Genomic DNA, 25,524 nt, shown 5'->3' on the forward strand with positions numbered 1-25,524 from the left:
TTTTGTCCTCTGAAAAGAACGGGATGAGAAAGCCTCAGGGAACAGTGTTTTTCTTATACTCTGTATTAAAAAATATGATTTGACCGTTTGAGGTTGAACTTCATGATGCTTTTGTGAACAAGTCTTTTATCCAATGTTTAAAAGAGCCTTTGACCCATGGAACAAAACTCCATTTTCTCCCTCGTAAAACACGCCTTTAGTGGCCACAAAAACTGGGGGCGAACCTGGCGATCCGCTGAACCCAAACCGCAATATGATGCCATCATCGTTGGCGGTGGCGGACATGGACTTGCCACAGCCTATTACCTGGCCAAACTCCATGGCATGACCAACATTGCCGTTGTTGAAAAAGGCTGGATTGGTGGCGGTAATGTCGGACGCAACACAACAATTGTGCGTTCAAACTATATGTTGCCAGCCAATACCCATTTCTACGAGCATTCCCTGAAGCTCTGGGAAGGGCTGTCCCAGGATTTGAACTACAATGTCATGTTCTCTCAACGGGGTATTATCAATCTGGCGCACACGCCCGGACAGCTGGACAGCTACGCCCGGCGCGGAAATGCCATGCGCCTTGCCGGAGTTGATGCGGAGCTTCTTTCAACGGAAGACATCAGACGCATGGTGCCGGGCATGGACTGTTCTCCCGACGCCCGTTTTCCGGTTCACGGCGGCCTGTTGCAAAGAAGAGCCGGAACCGCGCGACACGATGCCGTGGCCTGGGGCTATGCCCGGGGGGCAGATCGTCTGGGCGTTGATATTATAGAGAACTGTGAAGTCACCGGTTTCATCCGCGAAGGGGACAGCATTGTCGGTGTGGAGACCGTCAAGGGACAAATCCGTGCACCAAAGATTGGTGTTGCGGTTGCGGGAAGCAGTTCTGTTGTCCTGCAAATGGCCGGACTGAGGGATCTCCCGCTGGAAAGCCATGTCTTGCAGGCCTTTGTTTCCGAACCGTTGAAGCCCCTGATCGACACAGTCATTACCTTTGGTGCAGAGGGACATATCTACATTTCCCAGTCAGACAAGGGCGGTCTGGTTTTTGGTGGGGAACTGGATATGTACAACAGCTACGCCCAGCGCGGAAACCTGCCGCGCATCGAGGATGTCAGCGCAACGGTTGCCACGATTTTCCCGAACCTCGGGCGGATCAGGCTTCTGAGAAACTGGGGCGGGATCATGGACATGTCCATGGATGGAAGTCCGATTATCGGCAAGTCTCCCATACCCGGACTCTTTATCAATACAGGCTGGTGCTATGGCGGGTTCAAGGCAACCCCGGCATCCGGCTGGTGCTTTGCCTCGACAATTGCGAATGATCAGCCGCATGACTTGAACGCTGCCATGACACTGGAGCGTTTCAGGAACGGAACACCGATTGACGAACGGGGCGCAGGCCCGACACCCAAAGCGCACTAACAGGATCCTGAGCGGGTTACAAGAATTTCGGAGCATCACAAATGAAAATTAACTGCCCTTGCTGCGGCCCCAGGTCTTCTGGCGAATTCTCCTATGAGGGAGATGCCCTGAGAACAAGACCGGCAGATGACAATCAGGACAGGGAAAACTGGGCTTCCTACGTTTACGGACGGGAAAATCCGCGAGGCTGGCACAGGGAATACTGGCAACACACAGGCGGATGCAGATCCATCCTTGAAGTTGAACGCAACACTGTCACGCATGAAATCAGAAGCGTCAGGCTGGTTGGTCCCTGGGCGGATCAGCAAGGCAAGGGAGAAACAGCATGAGTGGATATCGTTTGCCCGAAACGCTTTCACCCGGTTCAAGAATCAAGCGGGACAGGGAATTGTCGTTCCGGTTTGACCATCAGCCCTATGTCGGTTTTGAAGGGGATACCCTGGCGTCTGCCTTGCTTGGCGAAGGGGAGGTTCTCTTTGGCAGAAGTTTCAAATATCACCGCCCGCGCGGTGTGATGTCGGCTGGTGTGGAAGAATCAAATGCCCTGGTCACAGTCGGGACGGGAAACCGGACAGAACCGAATGCCAAGGCCCCCATGGTCGAGCTGTATGGTGGACTGGAAGCTGTCAGCCAGAACCGTTTTCCCTCGCTGAAAATGGATTTTATGTCCCTGACGTCCTTGTTGTCGCCAATCTTTGTGGCAGGTTTCTATTACAAAACTTTCATCGGGCCTTTCAGGAACACGAAATTCTGGATGTTCTGCGAGACCTTTATTCGCAATGCAGCAGGTATGGGAGCAGGGACCCTGCTGCCCGATCCGGATCGCTATGAGCGAACGAATGCCTTTGCAGAGGTTCTCGTGGTTGGTTCCGGACCGGCAGGATTGCTTGCAGCCCTGATGGCAGCGCGCACAGGTGTCCGTGTTATTCTCGCTGACGAGAATGCCTCTCTCGGTGGTTCTGTTGACGAAATTTCCGAGAGGATTGAAGGGCATCCGGCTGAAGAATGGTCAAAAAAGGTTCTTCATGAACTTGGGGAACTGGAAAATGTGACGCTTTTGCCCCGGACAACTGTTTGGGGGTACTTTGATGACAACACAATTGTTGCAACGGAACGGGTTACCGAGCATCAGGCCTCCCCGTCGGCTGTCGATCCAAGACAGCGTCAGTGGACTATACAGGCCGACAAGGTTGTGATTGCGACCGGAGCTATCGAGCGTCCGCTTGTCTTTGCCGGCAATGATACGCCCGGTGTTATGCTGGCTTCCGCTGCCGTGCGCTATGCAAAACGCTACGCTGTTTCCGTTGGACAGAAAGTCTGCGTGTTTACCAACAATGACAGTGGTTTGCAGTCTGCTCTTCAACTTGTTTCTCTGGGCGTTCCACTGGCTGGGGTTATTGATGCGCGTCAATCTCCACCGCAGGATCTGCACAGGAAACTGGCCGAAAAAGGGGTGCCTCTTTACAGCGGGTCCGTCGTTTCAAAGGCCGAAGGAGGACAGGCTCTCAACAGGGTTACCGTGCACCTTTATGATCCTCAGACAGGGACGCTGTCCGGTGATGACCGGGTTATCAATTGCGATGCCCTTGCTGTTTCCGGTGGCTGGACACCAACTGTTCACCTCGCAAGTCAGGCCGGTGACAAACCAGTTTTCAATGAAAACATTCAGGCTTTTGTTCCGGAAAAGAACCGCTGCAAGACTGATGGCAGGGACTGGCTCGCTCTGGGAAGCTGTACCGGTGAATTTGATCTGTCCGCCCTTTTTGAAACAACCGTCCGTGAAATGACGGCTCTGCTGGCAGAACTCGGGAAAAACGCTGAAAAACCTGTCCCGAACACAACGCAGCTCCGCGAGAAAAGGGAAACCCCGATCCTGCCGTTGTGGGATATTCCTTCTGCTGATGGCAAGGGCAAGAGATTTGTGGATCAGCAGCATGACGTAACCGCAGCGGATGTGGAGCTGGCTCAGCGTGAGGGTTTTGAGTCTGTTGAACACCTGAAGCGTTACACCACGCTTGGAATGGCTGCAGATCAGGGCAAGACCTCAAACGTGAACGGTTTGGCCCTGATGGCAAAGGCCAGAGCGCAAACAATTCCCGAAACTGGAACAACACGCTTCCGGCCTCCTTACACTCCTGTGACAATTGGCTCGATAGCCGGACGTGAAATTCATGGCCACATGCGCCCCTATCGTCACACCCCCTTGCACGACTGGCACAGGGAGCAGGGGGCCGAGATGCTCAATGTTGGCCTCTGGGCGCGTCCACGTATTTACGGTCAGGCTGGTGAAACTCTGGAACAGAGTTATGTTCGCGAAGCCCGGGCGGTGCGACAATCTGTGGGCATAGTTGATGTTTCCACACTCGGAAAAATCGATATTCAGGGGCCCGATGCAGCAGAACTGCTCAACCGTGTCTATTCAAACGGCTTTAAAAAACTGCCGGTCGGGAAGGCACGCTATGGTCTGATGCTGCGGGAAGACGGTTTCCTCTATGATGACGGGACAACCTGGCGTCTGTCCGAGAACCAATTTCTGATGACCACCACAACAGCGAACGCAGCCGGTGTTATGGGGCTTCTGGAATACTATCTTGCTGTTGTCTGGCCCGACCTGAAGGTACAGGTGACATCTGTGACGGATTTGTGGTCCGGTCTGGCCATTTCCGGCCCGAATGCCCGCAAGGTCCTTCAAAAGGTTGTATCCGGGCTTGATCTGAGCAATGAAGGCCTGCCTTTCATGGGCGTGGCACAGGCAAGGATTGGCGAGATTCCTGTCTGGATAGCAAGGTTGTCCTTTTCCGGTGAGCTTGCCTATGAGGTCTATGCGGAAGCCAACTATGGTGCTGCAGTCTGGGAAGGCCTGATGCAAGCCGGTGAGGAATTCGACATTCTTCCCTATGGCCTTGAAGCCCTTGGGACACTCCGGATCGAGAAGGGCCACATTGCAGGACCGGAACTGGATGGGACGACAACGGTTCAGGATGTCGGTCTGAGTGCCATGGCTTCAGGCAAGAAGGATTACATCGGCTCTGTCCTGAGAAACCGCGAAACCATGACAGGCAATGACCGTGAACAGCTTGTTGGTCTTGTTGCGCAGGAAAAACGTGCCCTCAAGGTTGGCGCCCATCTTCTGAGCCGGGAAACGGGGCAAAGCATCGGGCATGTCACCTCGGTGACCTACAGCCCGGCTCTGGAGGAATATATTGCCCTGGCACTGGTCGAAAACGGAAAGGCCCTGATTGGTGAAACCTTGCGGTCCGCCTATCCGCTCAAGGATGATGCGCAGGCTGTCAAACTGGTTTCCCCGCATTTCTATGACCCGGAAGGAGGACGGATGCATGTCTGATCTTATGACCCGAGAAAACGCTTTCCGTTCTGCACTGGAAAAATCCTTTCAGGAGAGCAGCAAACCCAGAGACGGAAAGGCCGGCATAGAGCTGTCCGAGATTGTTCTGACATCTCTGGTTCAGATTGGTTCCTGGCCGGACAGTCACAGCACGGTGCGGGAGAAACTGGCAAAGCTTTTTGATGCAGCGCTTCCCGAAAAGGTCGGAGACTTCACTGTCGGTCCAAGGGGTGATCTGTGTCTGTGTGTTTCACCGGGTAAATACCTGCTGTTGTCCGAACAAAATGATCTCTTTTCGTCTGTTCGAAGTGCCTTTGAGGACGAAGAGGCAACTGTTCTTGAAATGGCGCACAGCAGAAGCGGCATCCGGATCAGCGGTCACAAAACCGAAAGCCTTCTGTTGAAATCCTATGCTGTCGATCAGGACAGGCTTTTACAGGGGCAGCATTTCCAGGCGCCTGTCAGTCACATCTCGACCCTGGTGATCAAACACTCGGAAGAGGCGTGCGATGTCTATTGTACGCGCAGTTTTGCACGATCCATGTTTGAGTGGTTCACGGATGCTTCACTCGAATACGGCTATCAGCTGAAAAGCCGTTAGGGCTTTGAGCGGTTCAACAAAAAGGTCGACCTGTAACAAGTCGACCTTTTTTTGTCCGGTTTGTCTCTTCTGCCTAACCTGCTGCTTCATCCTGAGGCAGGGCATTGTCATTCAGCCATTGTGTCAAGGCCTCAATCGCCTGATGGGACTTGACTGTTTTGCGGTCTTTTTTCTTCAGCTTTTTTTGTCCCTTGATGTGCTCAAGAGGCGGGAACAGGCCGAAGTTCACATTCATTGGCTGGAATGTTTTGGCATCCGCACCACCGGTAACGTGATTTACAAGTGCACCGTGCGCCGTGTTGACGGGAGGCGGAGAAAGTTCGTTCAATCCCAAACGTTCCACAGCAGCAAAGCGCCCAGCCATCAAACCACTGGCTGCGGACTCAACATAGCCTTCCACACCGGTCATCTGCCCAGCAAAGCGGAAGCGGGGGTGGGCTTTCAGACGCAGGCTGTGATCCAGCAAGCGGGGCGAGTTGATAAAGGTGTTCCGGTGGATGCCGCCCAGACGCGCAAACTCTGCTTCTTCAAGCCCCGGTATGCTGCGGAAGATCCGAACCTGTTCGCCATACTTCAGCTTCGTCTGGAAGCCGACAATGTTGTAAAGCGTTCCCAACTTGTTGTCCTGACGCAACTGAACCACGGCGTAGTGTGGTTTCTCTGTCTCCGGATGTTGCAGGCCGACAGGCTTCATTGGTCCGAAACGCAGGGTTTCCTCACCACGTTCCGCCATGACCTCGATAGGCAGGCACCCTTCAAAGTAGGGCGTACCTTCCCATTCCTTGAATTCTGTCTTCTCACCTTCCAGCAGTGCGGCGATGAAAGCCTTGTACTGTTCTGCGTCCATGGCACAGTTGATGTAGTCCGCTCCATCACCCTTGTCATAGCGGGACTGGAACCAGGCCTTGCTCATGTCAATTGAGTCCTTGTGGACAATCGGAGCAATGGCATCAAAGAAAGAGAGATATTCCTCACCGGTTAACGCGGCAACAATCTCGCTCATTGCACCGGATGTGAGAGGTCCGGTCGCAATAATGACAGAATCCCAGTCTTCAGGAGGGATAGTGGTGATTTCCTCACGGGCAATGGTAACAAGCGGATGACTTTCAAGAGTTCGGGTTACATCCTCCGCAAAGCCGTCACGATCAACAGCAAGCGCTCCGCCAGCGGGAACCTTGTTGCGCTGCGCACAGGTCATGATTATGGAGCCCATGCGGCGCATTTCCTCATGGAGGAGGCCGACAGCATTGTTTTCCCAGTCATCAGAGCGGAAGGAATTCGAACAAACCAGTTCGGCCAGGGACTCTGTCTGGTGGGCATCTGTTTTGCGTACCGGACGCATTTCGTGCAGAATAACCGGAACGCCTGCCTGGGCCAGTTGCCAGCTGGCCTCACAGCCAGCCATGCCGCCGCCGATTACATGAACAGGTTTAATGTCAGTGCCGGACATCATCATATCCTTGTGATTTGATCGCTGAGAGGATCGCGCTAAAAGAGATTTCTCAGGCCTTTAACATTGGAATTGTATCTGTGCAAATCCATATATTAATGGTTCAGACAGGAAATCCTGCTCATAATAAGAATTCAGGCATCAAAATCAGGAGTAAACCATGCCCGTCAATGAGGCCCCCACAGCCTTACGTACAGAAAATGACAGCCTGATCAGCTCAATCATTGACTGGATGATGGATCAATCCCTCTCGTCCTCTGCGACGATGGAAGATATTTTCAGCGGGTGTTGCAAGCGTCTTCGTGCAAGCGGCATTCCCATTGGTCGCGCCTATATCGCCTTTCGAACGCTGCATCCCCTTTACCGGGTGATGGGCGTAACGTGGGAGCTGGACAAGGGCGTGCGAACGGTCGGCTACACTCACGAAAACTCGGCCAGGGAAGAACAGACAGCCGCCTGGCAAAACAGTCCCTTCAATCTGATGTTCAACGAGGGAATCCCCCAAATTCGCAGGCGGTTGTGTGATGACACTGCGATTATGGATTTCGGCATTCTCCCCGAACTGAAAGAGCAGGGCTATACAGACTACATGGCCTATGCCTTTTCCTTCGAGGACAGCAGGGAAGACGATCACTTTGACACCAAGGGAATGATCGGAAGCTGGGCATCGGATTCAAAAGGCGGTTTTTCGGATGCACATCTGCAAAGCCTGGTGCGCCTGCAAAAAAGGCTTGCTGTGATCAGCAAGATTATCATTCAGGAAAATATCTCGAAAAATATCTGCACAACCTATCTGGGTCGCAATGCCGGCAACCGGGTTCTGAAGGGACAGATCAAGCGCGGGGACGGGGAAAGAATTCACTCTGTCATCTGGTACAGCGATCTCAGAAACTCCACAGCCCTTGCGGACAGTCTTCCCGAGGAAGAATATCTGCAGGTCCTCAATGGCTATTTTGAATGTACGGCCGGTGCCATTATGGACCACGGCGGAGATGTTCTCCTGCTCATTGGCGATGCCGTTCTGGGAATTTTCCCGCTGAATGAAGGGGAAGATCATCAGGCAACCTGTTTCCGGGCCCTGATGGCTGCGGAAGACACAACACGCCGCATGACCCAGATCAACAGTGAAGGAACCTGTGCCGATGGGCGCTGCAACATTGATTTCGGTCTGGGCCTGCATGTCGGAAATGTCATGTTCGGCAATGTTGGATTGCCGGATCGCCTGCAGTTCACAACAATCGGTCCTGCTGTCAATGAGGCCTCTCGCCTTGAAAGTCTGACAAAAACTCTTGATAGAAGAGTGCTTTGCAGCCAGTCCTTCAGAGACACAATTAACTGTGACAGCCTTCAGCACATGGGGGATCACAAGGTGGCCGGTGTTCAGAAGGCCCTGCCTGTCTATGGCATTGATCCAAACATGTCGAGCCAGTTTGGTCGCTGTTTCCAGCTTGATCTGCCAGCACAGAAGACGGAAGAGAAACTGACCGTTTGATGAAAAAAGCCCCGACCTTCCGGATCGGGGCTTTTTTGGTCCTCAAGACGCTTTGGACGAGCTTTCGATATTGAGGTAGGGCGCAAGAAAGCGTCCCGTATGACTTTCCGGAACCCGGGCAACTTCCTCAGGGGTTCCGGTCGCAACAACCAGACCGCCCTTTGTCCCGCCTTCAGGCCCCATATCAACAATCCAGTCAGAAATCTTGATGACTTCCAGATTGTGCTCAATGCAAAGAATAGTATTGCCCTGGTCTACAAGGGTTTGCAGCACTTCCAGAAGTTTGCGCACATCATCGAAGTGCAAACCGGTCGTTGGTTCATCCAGAATATAAAGGGTTTTGCCTGTGGAGCGCCTTGAAAGCTCCTTGGCCAGCTTGACCCGCTGAGCTTCACCACCCGAGAGGGTAGTGGCGGCCTGACCAACCTGAACGTAGCCCAGACCAACGCGCTGCAGGGTTTCCATCTTTCCGGCAATGGAGGGGACTGCTGTGAAGAACTCGGCAGCCTCATCGACTGTCATGGCAAGGACATCGGCAATGGATTTGCCCTTGTGGGTAATTTCCAGGGTTTCCCTGTTGTAGCGCTTGCCCTTGCAGACATCACACTCGACATAGACATCCGGCAGGAAGTGCATTTCAATCTTGATCACTCCGTCACCCTGACAGGACTCACAGCGACCACCCTTGACATTGAATGAAAAACGGCCGGGTTTGTAACCGCGTGCCTTGGCTTCCGGCAGACCGGCGAACCAGTCCCGGATCGGTGTAAAGGCCCCGGTGTAGGTCGCGGGGTTGGAACGCGGTGTCCGGCCAATCGGAGACTGATCAATGTCGATGATCTTGTCGACGTGTTCCAGCCCTCTGATGTCTTCGTGCTTGCCGGGGTGCGCCTTAGCATTGTGGAGCTTGCGCGAAGCTGCCTTGAACAGTGTCTCAAGAATGAGTGTGGACTTGCCGCTCCCGGAGACGCCGGTGATACAGGTGAAGATTCCGAGCGGCAGACTGACAGAGACATCCTGCAAATTGTTTTCGGAAGCCTTGACGATTTCCAGTGCCTTGCCTTTTTTGCCTTTTCTGCGCTTGGCGGGCAGGGAGATTGCCAAATCGCCTGTCAGATACCGGGCTGTCAGACTGTCCTTGTTCTGCATCACCTCGGCAGGTGTTCCCGACGCAACAACCTCGCCCCCGTGCACGCCTGCACGCGGCCCCATATCGACAAGATAGTCTGCGGTGCGAATGGCATCCTCATCATGCTCAACAACCACAACAGTATTGCCGAGATCCCTCAGACGCTTGAGGGTTTGCAGCAGTCTTTCGTTGTCGCGCTGGTGCAGGCCGATGGAAGGCTCATCAAGCACATAGAGAACGCCGGTCAGGCCCGAGCCGATCTGGGAAGCCAGTCGAATGCGCTGACTTTCACCTCCGGAAAGGGTGGCGGATGATCGGGAAAGGGTCAGGTAGTCAAGGCCGACATTGACCAGAAAGTACAGGCGATCATTGATTTCCTTGAGAATGCGAACCGCGATTTCCTGGTTTTTCTGACTGAGGTGCTGCGGGAGCTCTTCAAACCATTTTGCAGCCTGTCCGATGGAAAGTGCGGCAACCTCGGAAATGTGGTTGTTGTTGATCCTGACGCAAAGCGCCTCATCCTTCAGGCGGTGGCCCTCGCAGGACGGGCAGGGTTGCTTTGCCTGATACTTTGAAAGCTCTTCGCGGACCCAGTCACTGTCGGTTTCACGATAGCGGCGCTGCATGTTTGGAATGACACCCTCGAACGGCCGCTCAGTCTGATAGCTGCGCTTTTCGTCGCTGTAGGTCATCAAGATGATTTCCTTGCCGGAACCGTAAAGCAGCATCTCCTGAACATCCTTGCCCAGATCCTTCCAGGCCGCCTCGACTGAAAACCCGTAGTGCAGGGCCAGGGAATTCAGCGTTTGCATGTAATACTTGGATGTTGTGCTGGCCCAGGGAGCAAGGGCTCCGGCCTTGAGGGAAAGGTTCCTGTCGGGAACAACAAGTTCCGGATCGAAATAAAGCGTGGAGCCAAGACCGTCACATTTCGGGCAGGCACCAAAGGGATTGTTGAAGGAAAACAGACGCGGTTCGATTTCATCAATGGTGAAACCGGAAACCGGGCAGGCATAGCGCGCCGAGAAAACTGTTGTTTCCCCGGTTTTTGCATCCTCAACATAGGCCAGCCCGTCCGAGAGATTCAGGGCTGTTTCAAAGGAATCTGCCAGTCTTGACTGAATGTCTTCCCGGACCACAAGGCGGTCAACGACGACATCGATGTCGTGCTTCTTCTTTTTGTCCAGATCGGGAGTGTCTGCAATTTCATAGAGCGTTCCATCAATCTTGACACGCTGGAAGCCTTGCTTCTGAAGGGCCAGCAGATCTTTTTTGTACTCTCCCTTTCTGCCTCTGACGACAGGAGCCAGAAGATACAGACGGGTTCCTTCCGGCATTTCAAGAACCCGATCAACCATCTGGCTGACAGACTGGCTTTCAATCGGAAGGCCGGTTGCAGGCGAATAGGGAATCCCGACACGCGCAAACAGAAGTCGCATGTAGTCATAGATTTCAGTCACGGTGCCGACTGTCGAGCGCGGATTTTTGGATGTTGTTTTCTGCTCGATGGAAATCGCAGGAGAAAGGCCTTCAATGGAATCAACATCCGGCTTCTGCATCATCTCCAGAAACTGGCGGGCGTAGGCTGAAAGCGATTCCACATAGCGCCGCTGACCTTCTGCATAGATTGTATCAAAAGCCAGGGATGACTTTCCGGATCCGCTCAAACCGGTAATGACAACCAGTTCATTTCGCGGAATATCCAGAGAGACATCCTTGAGATTGTGCTCGCGCGCACCGCGAACCGAGATATACCGGCTTTCATGAGCGATTGTCATTGAAGGGTCCTGTGTTCACATGAAGAAAGGCTTGTGCCCTGTATAGGCCTAGTTGTCTGGATCAAAAAGATGAACGAAGCAAGAACAAAACGCAAGTCTTCGTGATCACTCTGTCTTCTTTTTCTGAAGACATGATATTAAATTACGCTCTATCTCCCTTGCCGGATTTGATGTGAACTTTTGACGCATCCGTCATTGCTGCCGAATATGATCCAGATCAATTCATCTCTTTTTTCAGGATGTTAGGAGGCATACAAAGAGCACAGAAAGTTTGTGTCTTTGAGTGTCAACATCAGCTTTCCGGAGACTCCTGAAAGCGATCAAGGGGATTGAGAATTCAATGAAAAAGCTTCAGTCAGCTTTTTGCGCAGCACTTATGGCAACAACAGCTTTTGTCGCAGCTCCGGCATTGGCAAGCGAACAGGGTGATTTTCTGATCCGTTTGCGCGGTATCGGCGTGCTTCCGGATGAAGATGGCAGCTCGAATATCAACGGCAGCCCGGAAATCGACAACGATTTCGTACCAGAAGTCGATTTTACCTATTTCTTCACGGACAACATTGCGGCAGAGCTGATTCTGGCAACCACCCAGCACGATGTGAAGTGGAACAACAGCTCTGTTGCAAGTCAGCTTGATCTTGGCGATGTGCGCCTTTTGCCACCGACCCTGACACTGCAATACCACTTCAATGATGTCCTGACGCCCGGCCTGAAGCCTTATCTGGGAGCAGGGATCAACTACACTGTTTTCTATGACGAAAAGGTCGGAAACGGGTTCCGGGATATTGATTATGATGACAGCTTCGGTGCTGTTTTCCAGGCCGGTGTCGACTACGAGCTTAATGACAGCTGGTCTGTGAATCTGGATGTCAAACACATCATGCTCAATACGGATGTTCGTATTGATACAGGGGCCAGCATCGTTGATGCCGATGTTGATATCGATCCCTGGATTGTCGGTATTGGCGTGGGCTACCGATTCTGATCCTGTTCAAAAGCAGGCTACTTTTTCAAAGGCGCTGTCATTTTGGCAGCGCCTTGATTTCTGGTGCTTCCGGAGGAATTGTATCAAAGACCTTTTTCTTTTTATTGTCGTGGCGTCATCACTTCGTTAGGTATAGTGTTCAAACAAACACGAGGCGGATGAACGAAACCGTGATTCGCCAATCAGAAGAATAATGGAAGGCACAGAACACCATGGCTGGATCTGTAAACAAAGTAATCCTTGTCGGCAATCTGGGGCGCGACCCGGAAATCCGCTCCATGAACAATGGACAGCGCGTGGTGAACCTCAATGTTGCGACTTCCGAGTCCTGGCGCGACAAAATGAGCGGCGAACGCCGTGACCGCACCGAATGGCACCGTGTTGTTATTTTCAATGACCGTCTTGCCGATGTCGCAGAAAAATTCCTGCGCAAGGGTTCCAAGGTCTATGTCGAAGGACAGCTCCAGACGCGCAAATGGACAGACCAGGCCGGTGTTGAAAAATACACGACCGAAATTGTTCTCCAGAACTTCCGTGGCGAACTGACCATGCTCGATGGCCGCAATGACGGAATGGGCGGCGAGGGTGGAGGTTCTGCCGGTGGCGGCGATCCCTTCGGCGGTTCCGGAGGAGGCTACGGCGGCGGAAGTGGCGGTGGATTTGGTGGCGGTTCTGCCGGTGGCAGTGGTGGCTCGTCCTCTGGCGGAGGTATGGGCGATGATCTGGACGACGAAATCCCGTTCTGATCCAGTCCAAAGATTGTTTCGGGAGGAGCCTGACAGGGCTCCTCTTTTTCGTTCGGGAAGGTGTCGGGCATGAAAGCAAAAACCAGTCTTCTTTCTTTTAATGAACTGTCTTCACATCAGCTTTATCAAATTCTGAAATTACGATCAGAAGTCTTTGTAGTTGAACAGGAATCAATTTATCTCGACCCTGATGGAGATGACACTCGAGCCTGGCATGTTCTGGTTGAGGGAGATCAGGACGGGCAGCAGGAAATGATCGGTACACTGCGCCTTTTGAAGGATGGAACACAGGCGAAAATCGGCCGGGTGGCTGTCGCCAGGAATGGCAGGGGAAGCGGACTGGGAAAGATGATGATGCTTCGCGGGCTGCACTGGTGTGACGAACAGCCCGAACTGCAAAGTGTTTATCTGTCAGCACAACTCGAACAGCAGAGCTTTTACGAGAAGCTGGGATTCGTCAGACAACCGGGTGATGCCTATGATGACGGTGGTATTCCGCACTGTGACATGGTTCGAAAACTGCGCACCTGACAGAGATGATTCTGTCAAGAGTGAAAATTTGCGATAAAAAGCTGATTTTACGGGCGAAACGGCACCATTTTGTTGTTCGCTCCGAACCGCTTTGTTACAATTTCCCTTCAAATTTAAGACCTGTTGTCGCAGCACTGGCTCAAGGTGACTGATCAGGTGCAGCAGGCACTCGCATTACCAATGTTTTACGGGACACAGTCGTGACATCGAACACCCCAACGCCTACAGGTCCAATGGACATCTCTCCGGTTACCATCGAAGACGAAATGCGCCGATCCTATCTCGATTACGCCATGAGCGTGATCGTGTCCCGTGCGCTTCCTGATGTACGTGATGGTCTGAAGCCTGTTCACCGCCGGATCCTCTATGCAATGAAAGAGTCCGGATACGACTGGAACCGTGCATACCGCAAATCTGCGCGTATCGTCGGTGATGTAATGGGTCAGTATCACCCTCACGGCGACCAGGCGATTTACGATGCCATGGTGCGTATGGCACAGGATTTCTCCATGCGTCTGCCTCTGGTGGACGGACAGGGGAACTTCGGTTCCATGGATGGTGATCCACCTGCTGCGATGCGTTACACGGAATCCCGTCTGCAACGCGTTTCCAGTGAAGCCCTGCTGGAGGACATTGACCGCAACACGGTTGATTTCCAGGACAACTACGATGAAACCACCAAGGAACCGACCGTTCTGCCTGCGCGTTTCCCGAACCTGCTGGTGAACGGAGCGGGTGGTATTGCCGTGGGTATGGCGACGAACATTCCGCCACACAACCTGGGTGAGGTTCTGGATGGATGCTGCGCCTATGTTGATGATCCGAATATCTCCATTGACGAGTTGAACCAGATTATCCCGGGACCTGATTTCCCGACCGGCGGTGTCATTCTTGGTCGTACCGGCATTCGCGATGCCTATCACACAGGGCGTGGCTCTGTCGTGATGCGCGGCAAGGCCGATATCCAGGAAATCCGCAAGGACAAGATGGCCATCGTTGTGACCGAAATCCCGTTCCAGGTGAACAAGGCACGCATGATGGAAAAGATCGCGGATATTGTTCGCGACAAGACCATTGAAGGCATCACCGATATTCGTGACGAGAGTGACCGTAACGGCGTCCGCGTTGTTGTGGAACTGCGTCGGGATGTCGAGCCAGAGGTCATTCTCAACCAGCTTTACCGTTACACGCCTCTGCAGACCTCTTTTGGTGCCAACATGCTGGCTCTGAACGGTGGACGTCCGGAAATGCTGGATCTCCGCAGCATTATCGAGGCTTTTGTCAAGTTCCGTGAAGACGTCATTACACGCCGCACCATCTACGAACTGGGCAAGGCACGTGATCGGGCTCACGTTCTGGTAGGTCTGGCCATTGCTGTTGCGAACATTGATCCCGTCATCGAACTGATCCGTGCCGCGCCTGATCCTGTTGTCGCACGAGAGCAGTTGATGTCCCGCGCCTGGGATGCGCGTGATGTCGAGTTCCTGATCAAGCTGATTGACGAGCCAGGTCGTTCCGTAACGGAAGAGGGGACCTATTATCTGTCCGAGGCCCAGGCGCGCGCCATTCTTGAACTGCGCCTGCAAAGACTGACCGGCCTTGAGCGTGACAAGATTGCCGGTGAACTCGAAGATCTGGCTGAAAAGATCCGCTACTATCTGGAAATTCTTGAATCCCGCGAAAAGCTGATGGGCATCCTGCGTGACGAGCTGGTTGAGATGCGTGAACGCTATGCAACGCCACGACGCTCCGAAATTCTGGATGGTGCCTTTGGTTATGATGATGAGGACCTGATCCAGCGTGAGGAGATGGTTGTGACCATCAGCCATGGGGGCTATGTGAAGCGTGTACCGCTGAACACCTACCGGGCGCAACGCCGCGGTGGCAAGGGACGCGCCGGGATGGCAACCCGTGACGAGGACTTTGTGTCCCGTATCTTTGTGTGCAACACCCATACGCCGGTTCTGTTCTTCTCCTCCAAGGGAATGGTCTACAAAACCAAGGTGTACCGCCTGCCGGTCGGCAATCCGCAGTCACGGGGCAAGGCTCTGGTCAACATGCTGCCACTGGATGCGGACGAGCAGATCACAGCCCTGATGCCCATGCCTGAGGATGAAAACACCTGGGGCGACATGTATGTGATGTTTGCCACTTCAACAGGTGGCATACGCCGCAACAAGCTGTCAGACTTTGTGCGCGTGAACGCCAACGGCAAGATCGCCATGAAGCTGGACGAGGGCAGTTTCCTCATCGGTGTGGAAACCTGTCGGGAAGACCAGCATGTCCTGCTTTCAACCCGCCGTGGCAAGTGTATCCGCTTTGGCGTTGATAACATTCGGGTTTTTGCAGGCCGGACATCGACAGGCGTTCGGGCAATCAAACTGTCCGACAACGATGATGTAATTTCCATGGCGATCCTGGATCACAAGGAGTTTGATATCGAGCAGCGCGACAGTTATCTGCGCTATGCCTCTGCAAAACGACGGGCTGACAACGCCGAAGGTGATACAACAGAGAATCTGGACGAACTGGCTTCTGCAGTCGGTCCGGCTCTTGAGGGGTTGATTGAAGACGAGCAGTTCATTCTTTCCATCTCTGATGACGGCCTCGGCAAGCGAAGCTCTGCATACGAGTATCGTGTGGCCAACCGTGGCGGTCTGGGAATTGGAAACCTCGATCTCAGCCGTGCAGGGGGCAAGGAACCGTCTGTGGCCTGGGTTGCTCCGGTAGAGGAAACAGACCAGATCATGCTGGTCACAGATGCCGGCAAGCTGATCCGCTGCCCTGTCCATGATATCCGTATTGCTGGACGGTCTACCCGTGGCGTTAAGCTCTTTGATGTGGCTGATGATGAGAAAATCGTTTCGGTTTCCCGCGTCTCTGATCTTGACGAGGATGACGATGATCTTCTCGAAGGCGAAGAGGGCACCACAGAAGCTGTTGATGGCTCTGCCGGGAACCCGGAAGCGTCCGGGACGGCTGAACCTGCAGCAGATGACAACACAGGAAACGAAGAGGCTTAAGTGCCATGGCGCTTTCTGATGCTTCCATGACAAAGCGTGTCGGGCTTTATCCCGGCACCTTTGATCCGATTACCCGCGGACATCTGGATATCATCACCCGATCCTTTCGGGTGGTGGATCGCCTGATCATCGCAGTGGCCCGCAATGATCGCAAGGGCCCGCTTTTCTCTACAGACGAACGGGTTGAACTTGTCGAGCAGGATGTCCAGCATCTGCGAGATCAGGGCCATGACGTCGAAGTTTGTGCCTTTGACAACCTTCTTGTTCATTTTGCGCGTCAGAAGGGAGCCTCTGTCATTATTCGGGGATTGCGTGCAGTATCGGATTTCGAATTCGAATTCCAGATGACAGGAATGAACACCCGGCTGGATCAGGATATCGAAACGCTTTTCCTGATGGCTTCGGACAAACATCAGTTCATTTCCTCACGCTTTGTCAAGGAGGTGGCAGCCCTCGGTGGTGATGTCAGCGAATTTGTCACGCCGGAGACACTCAAGCGTCTGAAGGCTGCTTCCGGCAGTTGATTCTTTCCGTGACAGCCTTGCGAAGAACTTTGATAAAGCTCGAAAAAATGCAGAAAAATCAAATAAGTCATTTTTTTTGCAGTGAATCTGAAAAAGGCTGTTGACCTCTCCCGAGGGAGGTTCTATGTTCCGCCTCGCTAACGGGGTTCAGCGCAACAGCGCGGCTCGGAAAGCAGGAAAAAATGGTAAGGGCCCGTAGCTCAGTTGGTAGAGCAACTGACTTTTAATCAGTGGGTCACAGGTTCGAATCCTGTCGGGCTCACCACTTTTTTCTGATGCGTTGGCAACATACAAGGTAAGGGCCCGTAGCTCAGTTGGTAGAGCAACTGACTTTTAATCAGTGGGTCACAGGTTCGAATCCTGTCGGGCTCACCACCTTGGCAAGTGTTCCGGTTCAAACGGATACAACAAAAAGCGGCTCTCGTTCGAAGGCCGCTTTTGTTGTTTTCAGCCTGTTGGAACGTTCGCATTTCTTGCTCTGTCACTTTGGTGTTTTCAATTCCTGAAACAGTGGTCCAAAACTGCGCTTCAAAAGTTTTGCGCTTTTGATCAGGACTGTGCATGGATCATCACCCCGGATAGCCTTCAAACCTGGTTCGGGGCAGATTTCCTTACAAGGAAACCCGGAGGGTAGCAGACGGGTTTCATGCATCCGGTCCCGGGGATTACAAACCGGTTTGATCAATGATGAAACCGTTTGTAATTCTGTTTTATTTGATTTCCAATATCCTTGTTGCGAACGTTGGGTTCTTTCATATTTTCAGGGATTTGCTATCGGGGGAAAGAATGAACAAGGCTTTGTTGGCAGGCATAAGCTCTGCGTTGATTGCTGCCTTTCCTCCGGCACTGGCCAAGGATACGTTGCAGGATCGCATCCCGGAAGCAATCACGAGTGAAGACAATTCATTTCTGACGATAACAGTCGAGAATGATCTCTTCGGGAGCGGAACTGACGAGAACTACACAAGCGGCGTGCGGCTGACCTATTTCAATGACAAGGCCAGTCCGCCGGAATTTGTCCGCTCGATTGGTGATGCTGTCCCGTTCTTCAATATCAATGAAACCACCAGCATCTACTACTCTGCAGGTCAGAACCTCTATACTCCCGAGGTCATTACAACCCGGATACCGGACCCGAATGACCGCCCCTATGCAGGCTTTCTTTATGGCTCGATAGGATACAGAACCCTGTTTGACAACCATGTTGATGATATTGAGCTTACCCTGGGGGTTGTGGGGCCGGCTGCCCTGGGGGAGGAAACGCAAAGATTTGTCCACGACCTGATTGGTAGCGATGACCCCAAAGGCTGGGACAGCCAGTTGGAAAACGAGCCTGTCGTCATGCTTGCCTATCAGCGGATCTGGCCGGATCTGTTCAGCGCGCCTCTTGATCCCTTTTACTTCCGGATTGCTCCGCATGCCGGGGCAACACTTGGCAATGCCTATACCTATGCCAATGCCGGTTTGACGTTTCTGCTTGTTCCGGAGCGACACAGATGGCAAACGGCGCCAGCGCGTGTGCGTCCCGCCATTCCCGGTTCCGGTCAGTTCTATGTGCCAGAGGACGAGTTTTCATGGCTGATCTTTGCCGGGGTAGAGGGCCGTGCCGTGGCCCGTAACATTTTCCTGGATGGCAACAGTTTCGAAGACAGTCCATCTGTTGACAAAAAGTACGGTGTGCTGGATGTCAACACGGGCTTTACCGTGACCTATGGCCGGACCCAGATCGCCTACACCCTGAACTGGCGCTCTGATGAATTTGACAATCAGCGTGACAATTCCCTTTTTGGATCGGTATCACTGGGGTACAGGTTCTGATGCTGTATACACGCTGTCGGATTGAATGCTTAGCAGAGATCAGAGGCGTTGCACTGATGAGACTTCAGGTTTGACTTCACCTGATATGGGTTCCGGGTTTTAAGGCGGGGCCGGAAAATATACTGCTTTTGAGAGAAGGGACCTGTGCTGGGCGTCCTGTTTCTGTGATCGGTAACGTCTTCCATCGCCGCTGTGTTTGTAAGGATCGAAGACAAGAACGCCTGGAGCATGAGCAGAATATAACCAGCAGACTGTCTCTGTAACTCCAGTTATGTCCCGGTTTTTCCCTAGATATTTTGTGTGATGTTGGGGTGTTTTGCTTGCCCGGTACGCTCTGAAAGAGAAGAGTGGGGCTTGAACGTTTGCATAACCTTGCCGACAGAGCACAAGATTGAGGGGAAATCCGGACACTTTTTTTAAAAGACAGTCACGGCTTCTCGATACAGCGGGAACTGTTTCAAACAGAAAGGCCCGACCTTTTTTCTGTTTTCTAACGGACAAATGCAGTTGTTACATCATCTGTGTTTGAAGCCAAAAGCTCTTCATAAAAATCCTGACAATTATAAAATTTTTACAATTATAAAGAGATTTTTTATGAGTCAAAGCCTCCTGATTTTCCTCCTTTTTCAGTAAAGGAGTATAGATAATATATAAAATATATTGTTATATAAATATCATATATATTGATAAAAAATACTCAAAAATTTGAAAATTACATTAAACACTGATATGATGTATTTAATATTATTTCAGAATCCATGAAATTATATTGATGAAACGAGTTTCGTTATTTAGTTTCATTTTGTCTGGAAAAACTCTGGGAGCTTTCCGCCAAGCGTCTTACCAGAGCCTTTCCGGATCAAATAAAAAGACTAAACTCACTTGCACTTACCCCCGTTGGATTTATTCTGACGGGGTGCTTTTTGCATATGTCTTTACGAAAGTGCTTTATGTCTTTTTGTTGAGAATATTCAATTAAAATACTGAAATTCATATGTTAATCTTAAAGAATGTTCAGCCGTTTATTTGACAAACAAGTTTCTCTGCTTTAGTTTTAGCAGTGTCTGCGGGAGTGATGTTACAACGGGTTTCATCCCTTTACCCCTGCATGCAACATCCTTTGAACGCAGAAAACGGGACAATTTCTGCCCTTCTTCCCCGCTCTTTCCAGGCGGGGATTTTTTTTGGTGCAAGCAAATATATTTTTCCGAAATTTTTGAATATTTATAGTAATGCCGAGCGTTATGTCATTTTTTTATTTTGCAGGGTTTAAAAGAAAAATATCTCTGCCTGATTGTCTTGTTTTGCGTGTTTTTCTCTTTCTTGTTGTCATGGAAAAGGCCGTTCCTGAGCCGATTTAGATGAACAGTGCCCGTTACAATCAGAGAAAAACGACTCAGAACGCTCCACTGTTTTTGCCGTCTCGCAAACAGAGATAGTTTTTTATAACAATATCTTATTTGTTATTTTCAGAAAAAATATTAGCGATAACGTTCTGTTAGACTCTGCCTGTGTGAAAAAACAATCTGACATTTTGTGCATTGCGCTCTGCTGCGATCCTGTGTAACGGTTACGGCGTAGCAGGGGAGTCCCGCCGTTGGGGACTGAGAGGCTGAGAGGATTATATCCGGTACAGCGACCCTTTGAACCTGAACCAGTTGACACTGGCGTAGGAAGCTTTGACAAAGCGCTCACAGGGTTGGTCCTTTTTTACCTTCGTGCAGCTTTTGCCTCTCTCTTCTGATCTCCAGTGTCACAGTACCCATGCTTTAGGGAGCACTGAAGAGAGATGAACCATCCCACACCAAAAGTAACAACCGGGCCGTTGCCGGCTTCGCGTAAAATCCATGTTGAAGGCACAATATACCCGGATATTCGCGTCCCCATGCGCGAGATCTCCGTCCATCCAACTGCAGGCGAACCACCACTGCCTGTCTATGACACCTCCGGCCCTTATACAGACCCGGCTGCAGAGATTGACATTCGCAAAGGTCTGCCGGAACTGAGGCGCACCTGGATTGAAGCCCGTGATGATGTCGAACGCTATGACGGACGCAATATCAAGCCGGAAGACAACGGCTTTGTGGAAGGCAGCCGTCTGACCCCGGAATTTCCATGCAAAACCAGCCCCTTGCGCGGAAAGGAAGGGAAAGCTGTCACACAGCTGGCTTACGCCCGGGCAGGGATTGTGACGCCAGAAATGGAATTCGTGGCCATTCGGGAAAATCAGCTGAGAGAAGCTGTCAAAAGCGAACGTGATGGTCAGGACTGGGGTGCTTCGATCCCCGATTATGTAACACCGGAATTTGTCCGGCAGGAAATCGCAGAAGGCCGGGCCATCCTGCCAGCCAACATCAATCACCCCGAAAGCGAACCGATGATTATCGGGCGAAACTTTCTGGTGAAGATCAACGCCAACATGGGAACCTCCGCTGTCACCTCGTCCATGGAAGAAGAGGTCGACAAGCTGGTCTGGGCGATTCACTGGGGCGCAGATACCGTTATGGACCTTTCGACAGGACGAAACATTCACAACACACGCGAATGGATTATCCGCAATTCACCTGTACCGATCGGAACGGTGCCAATCTATCAGGCCCTGGAAAAGGTCAATGGAATTGCAGAGGACCTGACCTGGGAAGTGTTCCGCGACACCCTGATCGAGCAGGCCGAGCAGGGCGTGGATTACTTTACAATCCATGCCGGGGTTCGTTTGCACATGGTTCCGATGACCGTCAATCGTGTGACAGGGATTGTATCGCGTGGTGGATCAATCATGGCAAAATGGTGCCTCCATCATCACAGGGAAAGCTTCCTTTACGAGCACTTTGATGAAATCTGCGATATCTGTCGCCAGTACGACATCGCCTTTTCCCTGGGAGATGGGTTGCGTCCGGGCTCTATCGCCGATGCCAATGATGAAGCCCAGTTTGCAGAACTGGAGACACTGGGTGAACTGACCAGAATTGCCTGGGCCAAGGATTGTCAGGTCATGATTGAGGGACCCGGACATGTTGCAATGCACAAGATCAAACAGAACATGGACAAGCAACTCGAGTGCTGTCACGAGGCCCCGTTCTATACTCTCGGGCCACTGACAACAGACATCGCACCCGGCTACGACCATATCACCAGTGGTATCGGGGCTGCGATGATCGGCTGGTATGGCTGCTCAATGCTGTGTTACGTCACGCCCAAGGAACACCTGGGTCTTCCTGATCGCGACGATGTTAAAACAGGCGTGATCACCTACAAGATTGCGGCGCATGCTGCGGATCTTGCCAAGGGCCTGCCAGGCGCACAGCGACGGGATGATGCGCTCAGTCGCGCGCGTTTTGAATTCCGGTGGGAAGATCAGTTCAATCTGGCTCTTGATCCGGAAACGGCGCGGGATTTCCACGATCAGACCCTGCCCAAGGAAGCACACAAGGTTGCACACTTCTGTTCCATGTGCGGACCCAAGTTCTGCTCCATGCGGATCAGTCACGACATTCGTGCAGAGGCCCAGAAGGAAGGGATGCAGATGATGGCCGACAGGTTCAAGGAAGTCGGTGAAATCTACATCAAGGATGCCGGATAGCCCTGCAGAGAAAAAGCCCTCTGATTTTACAGAGGGCTTTTTAAATCGGCAAAGGGTGGACGTCGGGTTAACGGAAATGCTGTGGTCGGGTATCGTAATGCTTCTGGTCAAAAGCCTGGGGCATCAGGCCAGCCTGGAACCATTGAACAAAGGAATAGATACTGAAAACCGGCAAGCCGAAAATGCGACGCAGATCGGCAGCGTAGGGAACCATATTGGTGCATTCCAGAAGGATCGCGCCGATAGCGGGATTGGCCTCCAGCAGATCACGGGTGGCATCAATCATGTCCAGCAGGGACGCTTCGGGATCAAGGGAAGGGTGACTGTCCAGAATGGCATTGGTGAAATGACGGCGGTTTTCCGTTCCAATCACCGGAGTATCCAGCGGAACCCTTGCAGCTGTCAGGTGTTTTTCCGTGAGGGTTTCTGCAGAAATGGTAACAATACCGACCTTCCTGTCCGATGGCAGAATGGTTTTGATCATCGGAACCTGCATGAGTGAGGACGTCGCGACAGGAACCCCGAGCGCATCAGCAAGCTCGTCCTGAAAGAGCGAGAGAAAGCCGCAGTTTGTTGTAATCCCGTCTGCGCCGTTTTCAACCAGCTCCCTGCCTGCCTCGACAAACTGATCCAGCAGGCCCTTTGCGCCATTGCGGACAACAAGGTTCGGGTTTGCTCCGCGAACAATCTTGTAGTGAACCGGGAAGGGCCAGGTCATTGCATTGCCCATATCCCCCGGAATGCGCGGGAAACGGGCATCCAGCATGAGAATACCGACGGAGGCACCATAGACAGCCTTGCCACCAACGGCATGATTGCTCGGGAAATCAGTCATTGTTTTTTATCCAGTCAGTCATTGGGGAGTGTGGCAATCAGGAGTGCATGTAAATGCGGGAATAACCTTCCTTGGTCGCCTCTGTAATCTGATCAAGGCGACGCCTGATGTGATTTTCCATCAGTTTCGCCGCACTTTCTGCGTCCCTTGCAATCAGGGCCTTCAAAATGTCGGCATGCTCCAGCTGCGATTTGGCATGCTGGCTGTCCATGTCAATCCAGCGAAAGAACTTGATGCGATCATAAACATTCCCGAGCAATCGTGACATCTCGCTATTGCGGGTCAGAGCCATGATCATGTGATGGAACTCTTCATCGTGGGCAACCAGTTCCTTGTTGGAGGTGCCTTCCGTGAAGTTGCTGGTCCGGTCATCCAGAAAATTCTGAATATCCTGCAGTTCACTGTCGGCTGCCTGCTCACAGGCCAGACGGACAGCGGCAACCTCAATGATGGTTCGCATTTGATAGAGTTCGTAAATTTCGCGCGATTTGAGTTCCCGACAAAAGAACCCGCGCCCCTGAACAAAGGTCAGAAAACCCTCGGCAACCAGTCTGTTCAAAGCTTCACGCAGTGGCGTGCGGCTGGCTCCGAGGTTTTTGGCCAGCTCGACTTCATTCACCCGCTCACCGGGTTTGAAGCTGTAGCTGATGGCCATCTCCTTTATTTCCTCATAAAGGCGCACAACGCTGCTTTTGTTCTCTTTTTTGGGTGCGTCTGTCATCTTGAAACCTGAATTGTATACAATTTGTACTGTTTGAAACTAAAGGATAACCCAAAGGATTTCAATTCCCTTATTGAGTACGCTTTGTTTTTTGTGATCTGCGACACATGAAAAGGATTGACAATGAATTTTCAAAATACAAAACTGTATACAATTAAAGCCGGGAAGTGACCACAACACAAACCGTGAAAAATCACACCGGACGCAGAACAGAGTCAGCAGTTCAAAGGGCGGGGAAAAGTTCGCCTCTCTGTGGCTCAAAGGGTGAGGCAAAAAGGCATGCAGGGACAAAAAAACCCTATTGTTGTTGTGGGGGCAGGCATTGTCGGGGTTTCCACGGCCCTTCATCTCCAGCGAATGGGGGAAAGGGTTCTCTTGCTGGACAGACAGGGCCCGGCCGCAGGCACATCCTATGGCAATGCCGGCATTCTGGCCTGCAGTGCGGTGGTTCCTGTCGTTACGCCAGGTATCATGTCCCGTGCACCGAAAATGCTGATGGATGAAAACGGCCCGCTTTTTATGCGCTGGAGCTATCTTCCGCGTATGTTGCCGTTTCTGCAAAAGTACATTGCCTCCTCGAAAAACGAAGTTGTCGAACACATTGCCAGAGGGCTCCAGCCCCTTCTGGCGGATGGTCTGGAACAGCATCAGGACATCAGCAAGGGATCCAGGGCCAGTGAAATCCTGCATCCGTCGACCTACCTCTATCTCTACAGGGACAAGGCCGGCTTCGAAGGGGACGCCTATGGCTGGAACCTTCGACGGGAAAACGGCTACAGCTGGGAAACGGCAGAAGGCGGGGAGGTCAGGGAAATCGAACCGGATCTGAATGACGACTACCGCTATGCTGTCCTGCTCAAAAATCACGGGTTTATTCACAAGCCCGGCAATTATGTTCAGGCCCTGACAGACACTTTCCTGGAAAATGGCGGAGACCTGAGGATCGGAACAGTCGTTGACATTTCCGAAAACAACGACGGCCTGACAGTGGAACTAAAACAGGGAGACCGGCTGGCTGCGCACAAGGTTGTGCTTGCAACAGGTGTCTGGTCAAATGAACTGGCGCAGAAAATCGATGTGACAGTCCCCATGGAAACAGAACGCGGTTATCATATCGAGCTGGACAATCCGTCTGTCATGCCCCGGAATCCTCTCATGGATGCCTCGGGCAAGTTTGTTGTGACACCCATGGGTGACAGCATACGCTTTGCAGGCGTTGTCGAGTTTGGCGGACTGGAGGCTCCCCAGTCAGAAGGTCCGCTGGCGCTGTTGAAACGCGGCGCAAAAAATCTGCTGCCCGATCTGGAACTGACGGATGTGCGAGAATGGCTGGGGCATCGTCCGGCTCCCGCAGACAGTCTTCCAATTCTGGGGCACGCTCCGAAAAACCGGAACATTATTTTGGCTTATGGTCATCACCACATCGGCATGACTGCAGGCCCGAAAACAGGTTTGCTTGCAGCACAGCTTGCGGCAGGTCGCAAGCCTGACATTGATCTGAGTGCCTATGCACCAGACAGAACACTCTAGAATAAAACAAACAACA

At 52.2% G+C, this 25,524-nt stretch carries 17 protein-coding genes, 2 tRNA genes and 1 riboswitch; of the genes, 15 read left to right on the forward strand and 4 right to left on the reverse strand.

The genetic code is table 11. The features are described from left to right. Nucleotides 1–156 precede the first annotated feature (156 nt). From AAAH10_RS08670 to AAAH10_RS08685, 4 genes are read left to right on the forward strand one after another with little or no spacing between them, the layout of a single operon-like run. Nucleotides 157–1,419, forward strand: coding sequence for a sarcosine oxidase subunit beta family protein (locus AAAH10_RS08670; protein WP_343562591.1), 1,263 nt, complete (start codon nt 157–159; stop codon nt 1,417–1,419). 41 nt (nt 1,420–1,460) lie between these two features. Next, nucleotides 1,461–1,748, forward strand: a complete 288-nt coding sequence (locus tag AAAH10_RS08675) for a sarcosine oxidase subunit delta (RefSeq protein ID WP_343562593.1) — start codon at nt 1,461–1,463, stop codon at nt 1,746–1,748. Then, the gene (locus tag AAAH10_RS08680) at nt 1,745–4,765 is read left to right on the forward strand and encodes a sarcosine oxidase subunit alpha family protein (RefSeq protein WP_343562595.1); all 3,021 of its coding nucleotides are present in this window, start codon (nt 1,745–1,747) and stop codon (nt 4,763–4,765) included. The genes AAAH10_RS08675 and AAAH10_RS08680 overlap by 4 nt, the downstream gene beginning before the upstream one ends. Further along, entirely contained in the window at nt 4,758–5,366 is a 609-nt protein-coding gene (locus AAAH10_RS08685) for a hypothetical protein (RefSeq protein WP_343562597.1), read from the forward strand. The genes AAAH10_RS08680 and AAAH10_RS08685 overlap by 8 nt, the downstream gene beginning before the upstream one ends. Nucleotides 5,367–5,439: 73 nt before the next feature. On the opposite strand, the gene trmFO is transcribed toward AAAH10_RS08685, so the two are convergent. Continuing rightward, nucleotides 5,440–6,816, reverse strand: a complete 1,377-nt coding sequence (trmFO, locus tag AAAH10_RS08690) for a methylenetetrahydrofolate--tRNA-(uracil(54)-C(5))-methyltransferase (FADH(2)-oxidizing) TrmFO (RefSeq protein WP_343562599.1) — start codon at nt 6,814–6,816, stop codon at nt 5,440–5,442. A gap of 160 nt (nt 6,817–6,976) precedes the next feature. On the opposite strand from trmFO, the gene AAAH10_RS08695 reads away from it, so the two are divergent. Then, entirely contained in the window at nt 6,977–8,308 is a 1,332-nt protein-coding gene (locus AAAH10_RS08695) for an adenylate/guanylate cyclase domain-containing protein (RefSeq protein ID WP_343562601.1), read from the forward strand. 42 nt (nt 8,309–8,350) lie between these two features. Here AAAH10_RS08695 and uvrA read toward each other — a convergent pair whose 3' ends face one another. After that, nucleotides 8,351–11,215 carry an excinuclease ABC subunit UvrA gene (gene uvrA, locus AAAH10_RS08700; protein ID WP_343562603.1) on the reverse strand — a complete coding sequence of 955 codons (2,865 nt, stop codon included), beginning with the start codon at nt 11,213–11,215 and terminating at the stop codon, nt 8,351–8,353. A 340-nt stretch (nt 11,216–11,555) separates the two neighbouring features. Here uvrA and AAAH10_RS08705 point away from each other — a divergent pair, with 340 nt between their 5' ends. From AAAH10_RS08705 to thiC, 9 genes are all read left to right on the forward strand, one after another. After that, nucleotides 11,556–12,200 carry an OmpW/AlkL family protein gene (locus AAAH10_RS08705; RefSeq protein WP_343562605.1) on the forward strand — a complete coding sequence of 215 codons (645 nt, stop codon included), beginning with the start codon at nt 11,556–11,558 and terminating at the stop codon, nt 12,198–12,200. Between the two features lie 212 nt (nt 12,201–12,412). Continuing rightward, complete coding sequence (gene ssb / locus AAAH10_RS08710) at nt 12,413–12,946, forward strand: single-stranded DNA-binding protein (protein ID WP_343562608.1); 534 nt, start codon at nt 12,413–12,415, stop codon at nt 12,944–12,946. A gap of 69 nt (nt 12,947–13,015) precedes the next feature. Beyond that, on the forward strand, nt 13,016–13,477 hold the full coding sequence (locus AAAH10_RS08715) for a GNAT family N-acetyltransferase (protein ID WP_343562610.1): 462 nt from the start codon (nt 13,016–13,018) through the stop codon (nt 13,475–13,477). A 233-nt stretch (nt 13,478–13,710) separates the two neighbouring features. Further along, nucleotides 13,711–16,500 carry a DNA gyrase subunit A gene (gyrA, locus tag AAAH10_RS08720; protein ID WP_343563295.1) on the forward strand — a complete coding sequence of 930 codons (2,790 nt, stop codon included), beginning with the start codon at nt 13,711–13,713 and terminating at the stop codon, nt 16,498–16,500. A 5-nt stretch (nt 16,501–16,505) separates the two neighbouring features. Continuing rightward, nucleotides 16,506–17,024 (forward strand): pantetheine-phosphate adenylyltransferase, encoded by a 519-nt coding sequence (gene coaD, locus AAAH10_RS08725; RefSeq protein WP_343562612.1) that lies wholly within the window; start codon nt 16,506–16,508, stop codon nt 17,022–17,024. Nucleotides 17,025–17,213: 189 nt separating this feature from the next. Beyond that, a tRNA-Lys gene (locus AAAH10_RS08730) sits at nt 17,214–17,289 on the forward strand. Between the two features lie 34 nt (nt 17,290–17,323). Beyond that, nucleotides 17,324–17,399: transfer RNA gene (locus AAAH10_RS08735), tRNA-Lys, on the forward strand. Between the two features lie 411 nt (nt 17,400–17,810). Then, the gene (locus tag AAAH10_RS08740) at nt 17,811–18,842 is read left to right on the forward strand and encodes a lipid A deacylase LpxR family protein (protein WP_343562614.1); all 1,032 of its coding nucleotides are present in this window, start codon (nt 17,811–17,813) and stop codon (nt 18,840–18,842) included. Nucleotides 18,843–20,414: 1,572 nt separating this feature from the next. Continuing rightward, nucleotides 20,415–20,535, forward strand: a riboswitch (TPP riboswitch). A gap of 96 nt (nt 20,536–20,631) precedes the next feature. Continuing rightward, nucleotides 20,632–22,422, forward strand: a complete 1,791-nt coding sequence (gene thiC, locus AAAH10_RS08745; protein ID WP_343562616.1) for a phosphomethylpyrimidine synthase ThiC — start codon at nt 20,632–20,634, stop codon at nt 22,420–22,422. A 67-nt stretch (nt 22,423–22,489) separates the two neighbouring features. Here the strand turns inward: thiC and AAAH10_RS08750 are convergent, their stop codons facing one another. Both AAAH10_RS08750 and AAAH10_RS08755 read right to left on the reverse strand, forming a co-directional pair. Then, entirely contained in the window at nt 22,490–23,257 is a 768-nt protein-coding gene (locus tag AAAH10_RS08750) for an aspartate/glutamate racemase family protein (protein ID WP_343562618.1), read from the reverse strand. A gap of 37 nt (nt 23,258–23,294) precedes the next feature. Next, nucleotides 23,295–23,978 carry a GntR family transcriptional regulator gene (locus tag AAAH10_RS08755; RefSeq protein WP_343562619.1) on the reverse strand — a complete coding sequence of 228 codons (684 nt, stop codon included), beginning with the start codon at nt 23,976–23,978 and terminating at the stop codon, nt 23,295–23,297. Nucleotides 23,979–24,257: 279 nt separating this feature from the next. Here AAAH10_RS08755 and AAAH10_RS08760 point away from each other — a divergent pair, with 279 nt between their 5' ends. Further along, complete coding sequence (locus AAAH10_RS08760; RefSeq protein WP_343562620.1) at nt 24,258–25,508, forward strand: NAD(P)/FAD-dependent oxidoreductase; 1,251 nt, start codon at nt 24,258–24,260, stop codon at nt 25,506–25,508. Nucleotides 25,509–25,524: the final 16 nt, after the last annotated feature.

The sequence above is a fragment of the Carbonatibacter coralli genome (assembly GCF_039592655.1).
Lineage (GTDB): Bacteria > Pseudomonadota > Alphaproteobacteria > Kiloniellales > Kiloniellaceae > Carbonatibacter > Carbonatibacter coralli.

Coding starts and splice junctions, on each gene's coding strand:
- AAAH10_RS08670 (WP_343562591.1), top strand. CDS start 157: ATGGAACAAAACTCCATTTTCTCCCTCGTAAAACACGCCTTTAGTGGC.
- AAAH10_RS08675 (WP_343562593.1), top strand. CDS start 1,461: ATGAAAATTAACTGCCCTTGCTGCGGCCCCAGGTCTTCTGGCGAATTC.
- AAAH10_RS08680 (WP_343562595.1), top strand. CDS start 1,745: ATGAGTGGATATCGTTTGCCCGAAACGCTTTCACCCGGTTCAAGAATC.
- AAAH10_RS08685 (WP_343562597.1), top strand. CDS start 4,758: ATGTCTGATCTTATGACCCGAGAAAACGCTTTCCGTTCTGCACTGGAA.
- trmFO (WP_343562599.1), bottom strand. CDS start 6,816: ATGTCCGGCACTGACATTAAACCTGTTCATGTAATCGGCGGCGGCATG.
- AAAH10_RS08695 (WP_343562601.1), top strand. CDS start 6,977: ATGCCCGTCAATGAGGCCCCCACAGCCTTACGTACAGAAAATGACAGC.
- uvrA (WP_343562603.1), bottom strand. CDS start 11,215: ATGACAATCGCTCATGAAAGCCGGTATATCTCGGTTCGCGGTGCGCGC.
- AAAH10_RS08705 (WP_343562605.1), top strand. CDS start 11,556: ATGAAAAAGCTTCAGTCAGCTTTTTGCGCAGCACTTATGGCAACAACA.
- ssb (WP_343562608.1), top strand. CDS start 12,413: ATGGCTGGATCTGTAAACAAAGTAATCCTTGTCGGCAATCTGGGGCGC.
- AAAH10_RS08715 (WP_343562610.1), top strand. CDS start 13,016: ATGAAAGCAAAAACCAGTCTTCTTTCTTTTAATGAACTGTCTTCACAT.
- gyrA (WP_343563295.1), top strand. CDS start 13,711: ATGGACATCTCTCCGGTTACCATCGAAGACGAAATGCGCCGATCCTAT.
- coaD (WP_343562612.1), top strand. CDS start 16,506: ATGGCGCTTTCTGATGCTTCCATGACAAAGCGTGTCGGGCTTTATCCC.
- AAAH10_RS08740 (WP_343562614.1), top strand. CDS start 17,811: ATGAACAAGGCTTTGTTGGCAGGCATAAGCTCTGCGTTGATTGCTGCC.
- thiC (WP_343562616.1), top strand. CDS start 20,632: ATGAACCATCCCACACCAAAAGTAACAACCGGGCCGTTGCCGGCTTCG.
- AAAH10_RS08750 (WP_343562618.1), bottom strand. CDS start 23,257: ATGACTGATTTCCCGAGCAATCATGCCGTTGGTGGCAAGGCTGTCTAT.
- AAAH10_RS08755 (WP_343562619.1), bottom strand. CDS start 23,978: ATGACAGACGCACCCAAAAAAGAGAACAAAAGCAGCGTTGTGCGCCTT.
- AAAH10_RS08760 (WP_343562620.1), top strand. CDS start 24,258: ATGCAGGGACAAAAAAACCCTATTGTTGTTGTGGGGGCAGGCATTGTC.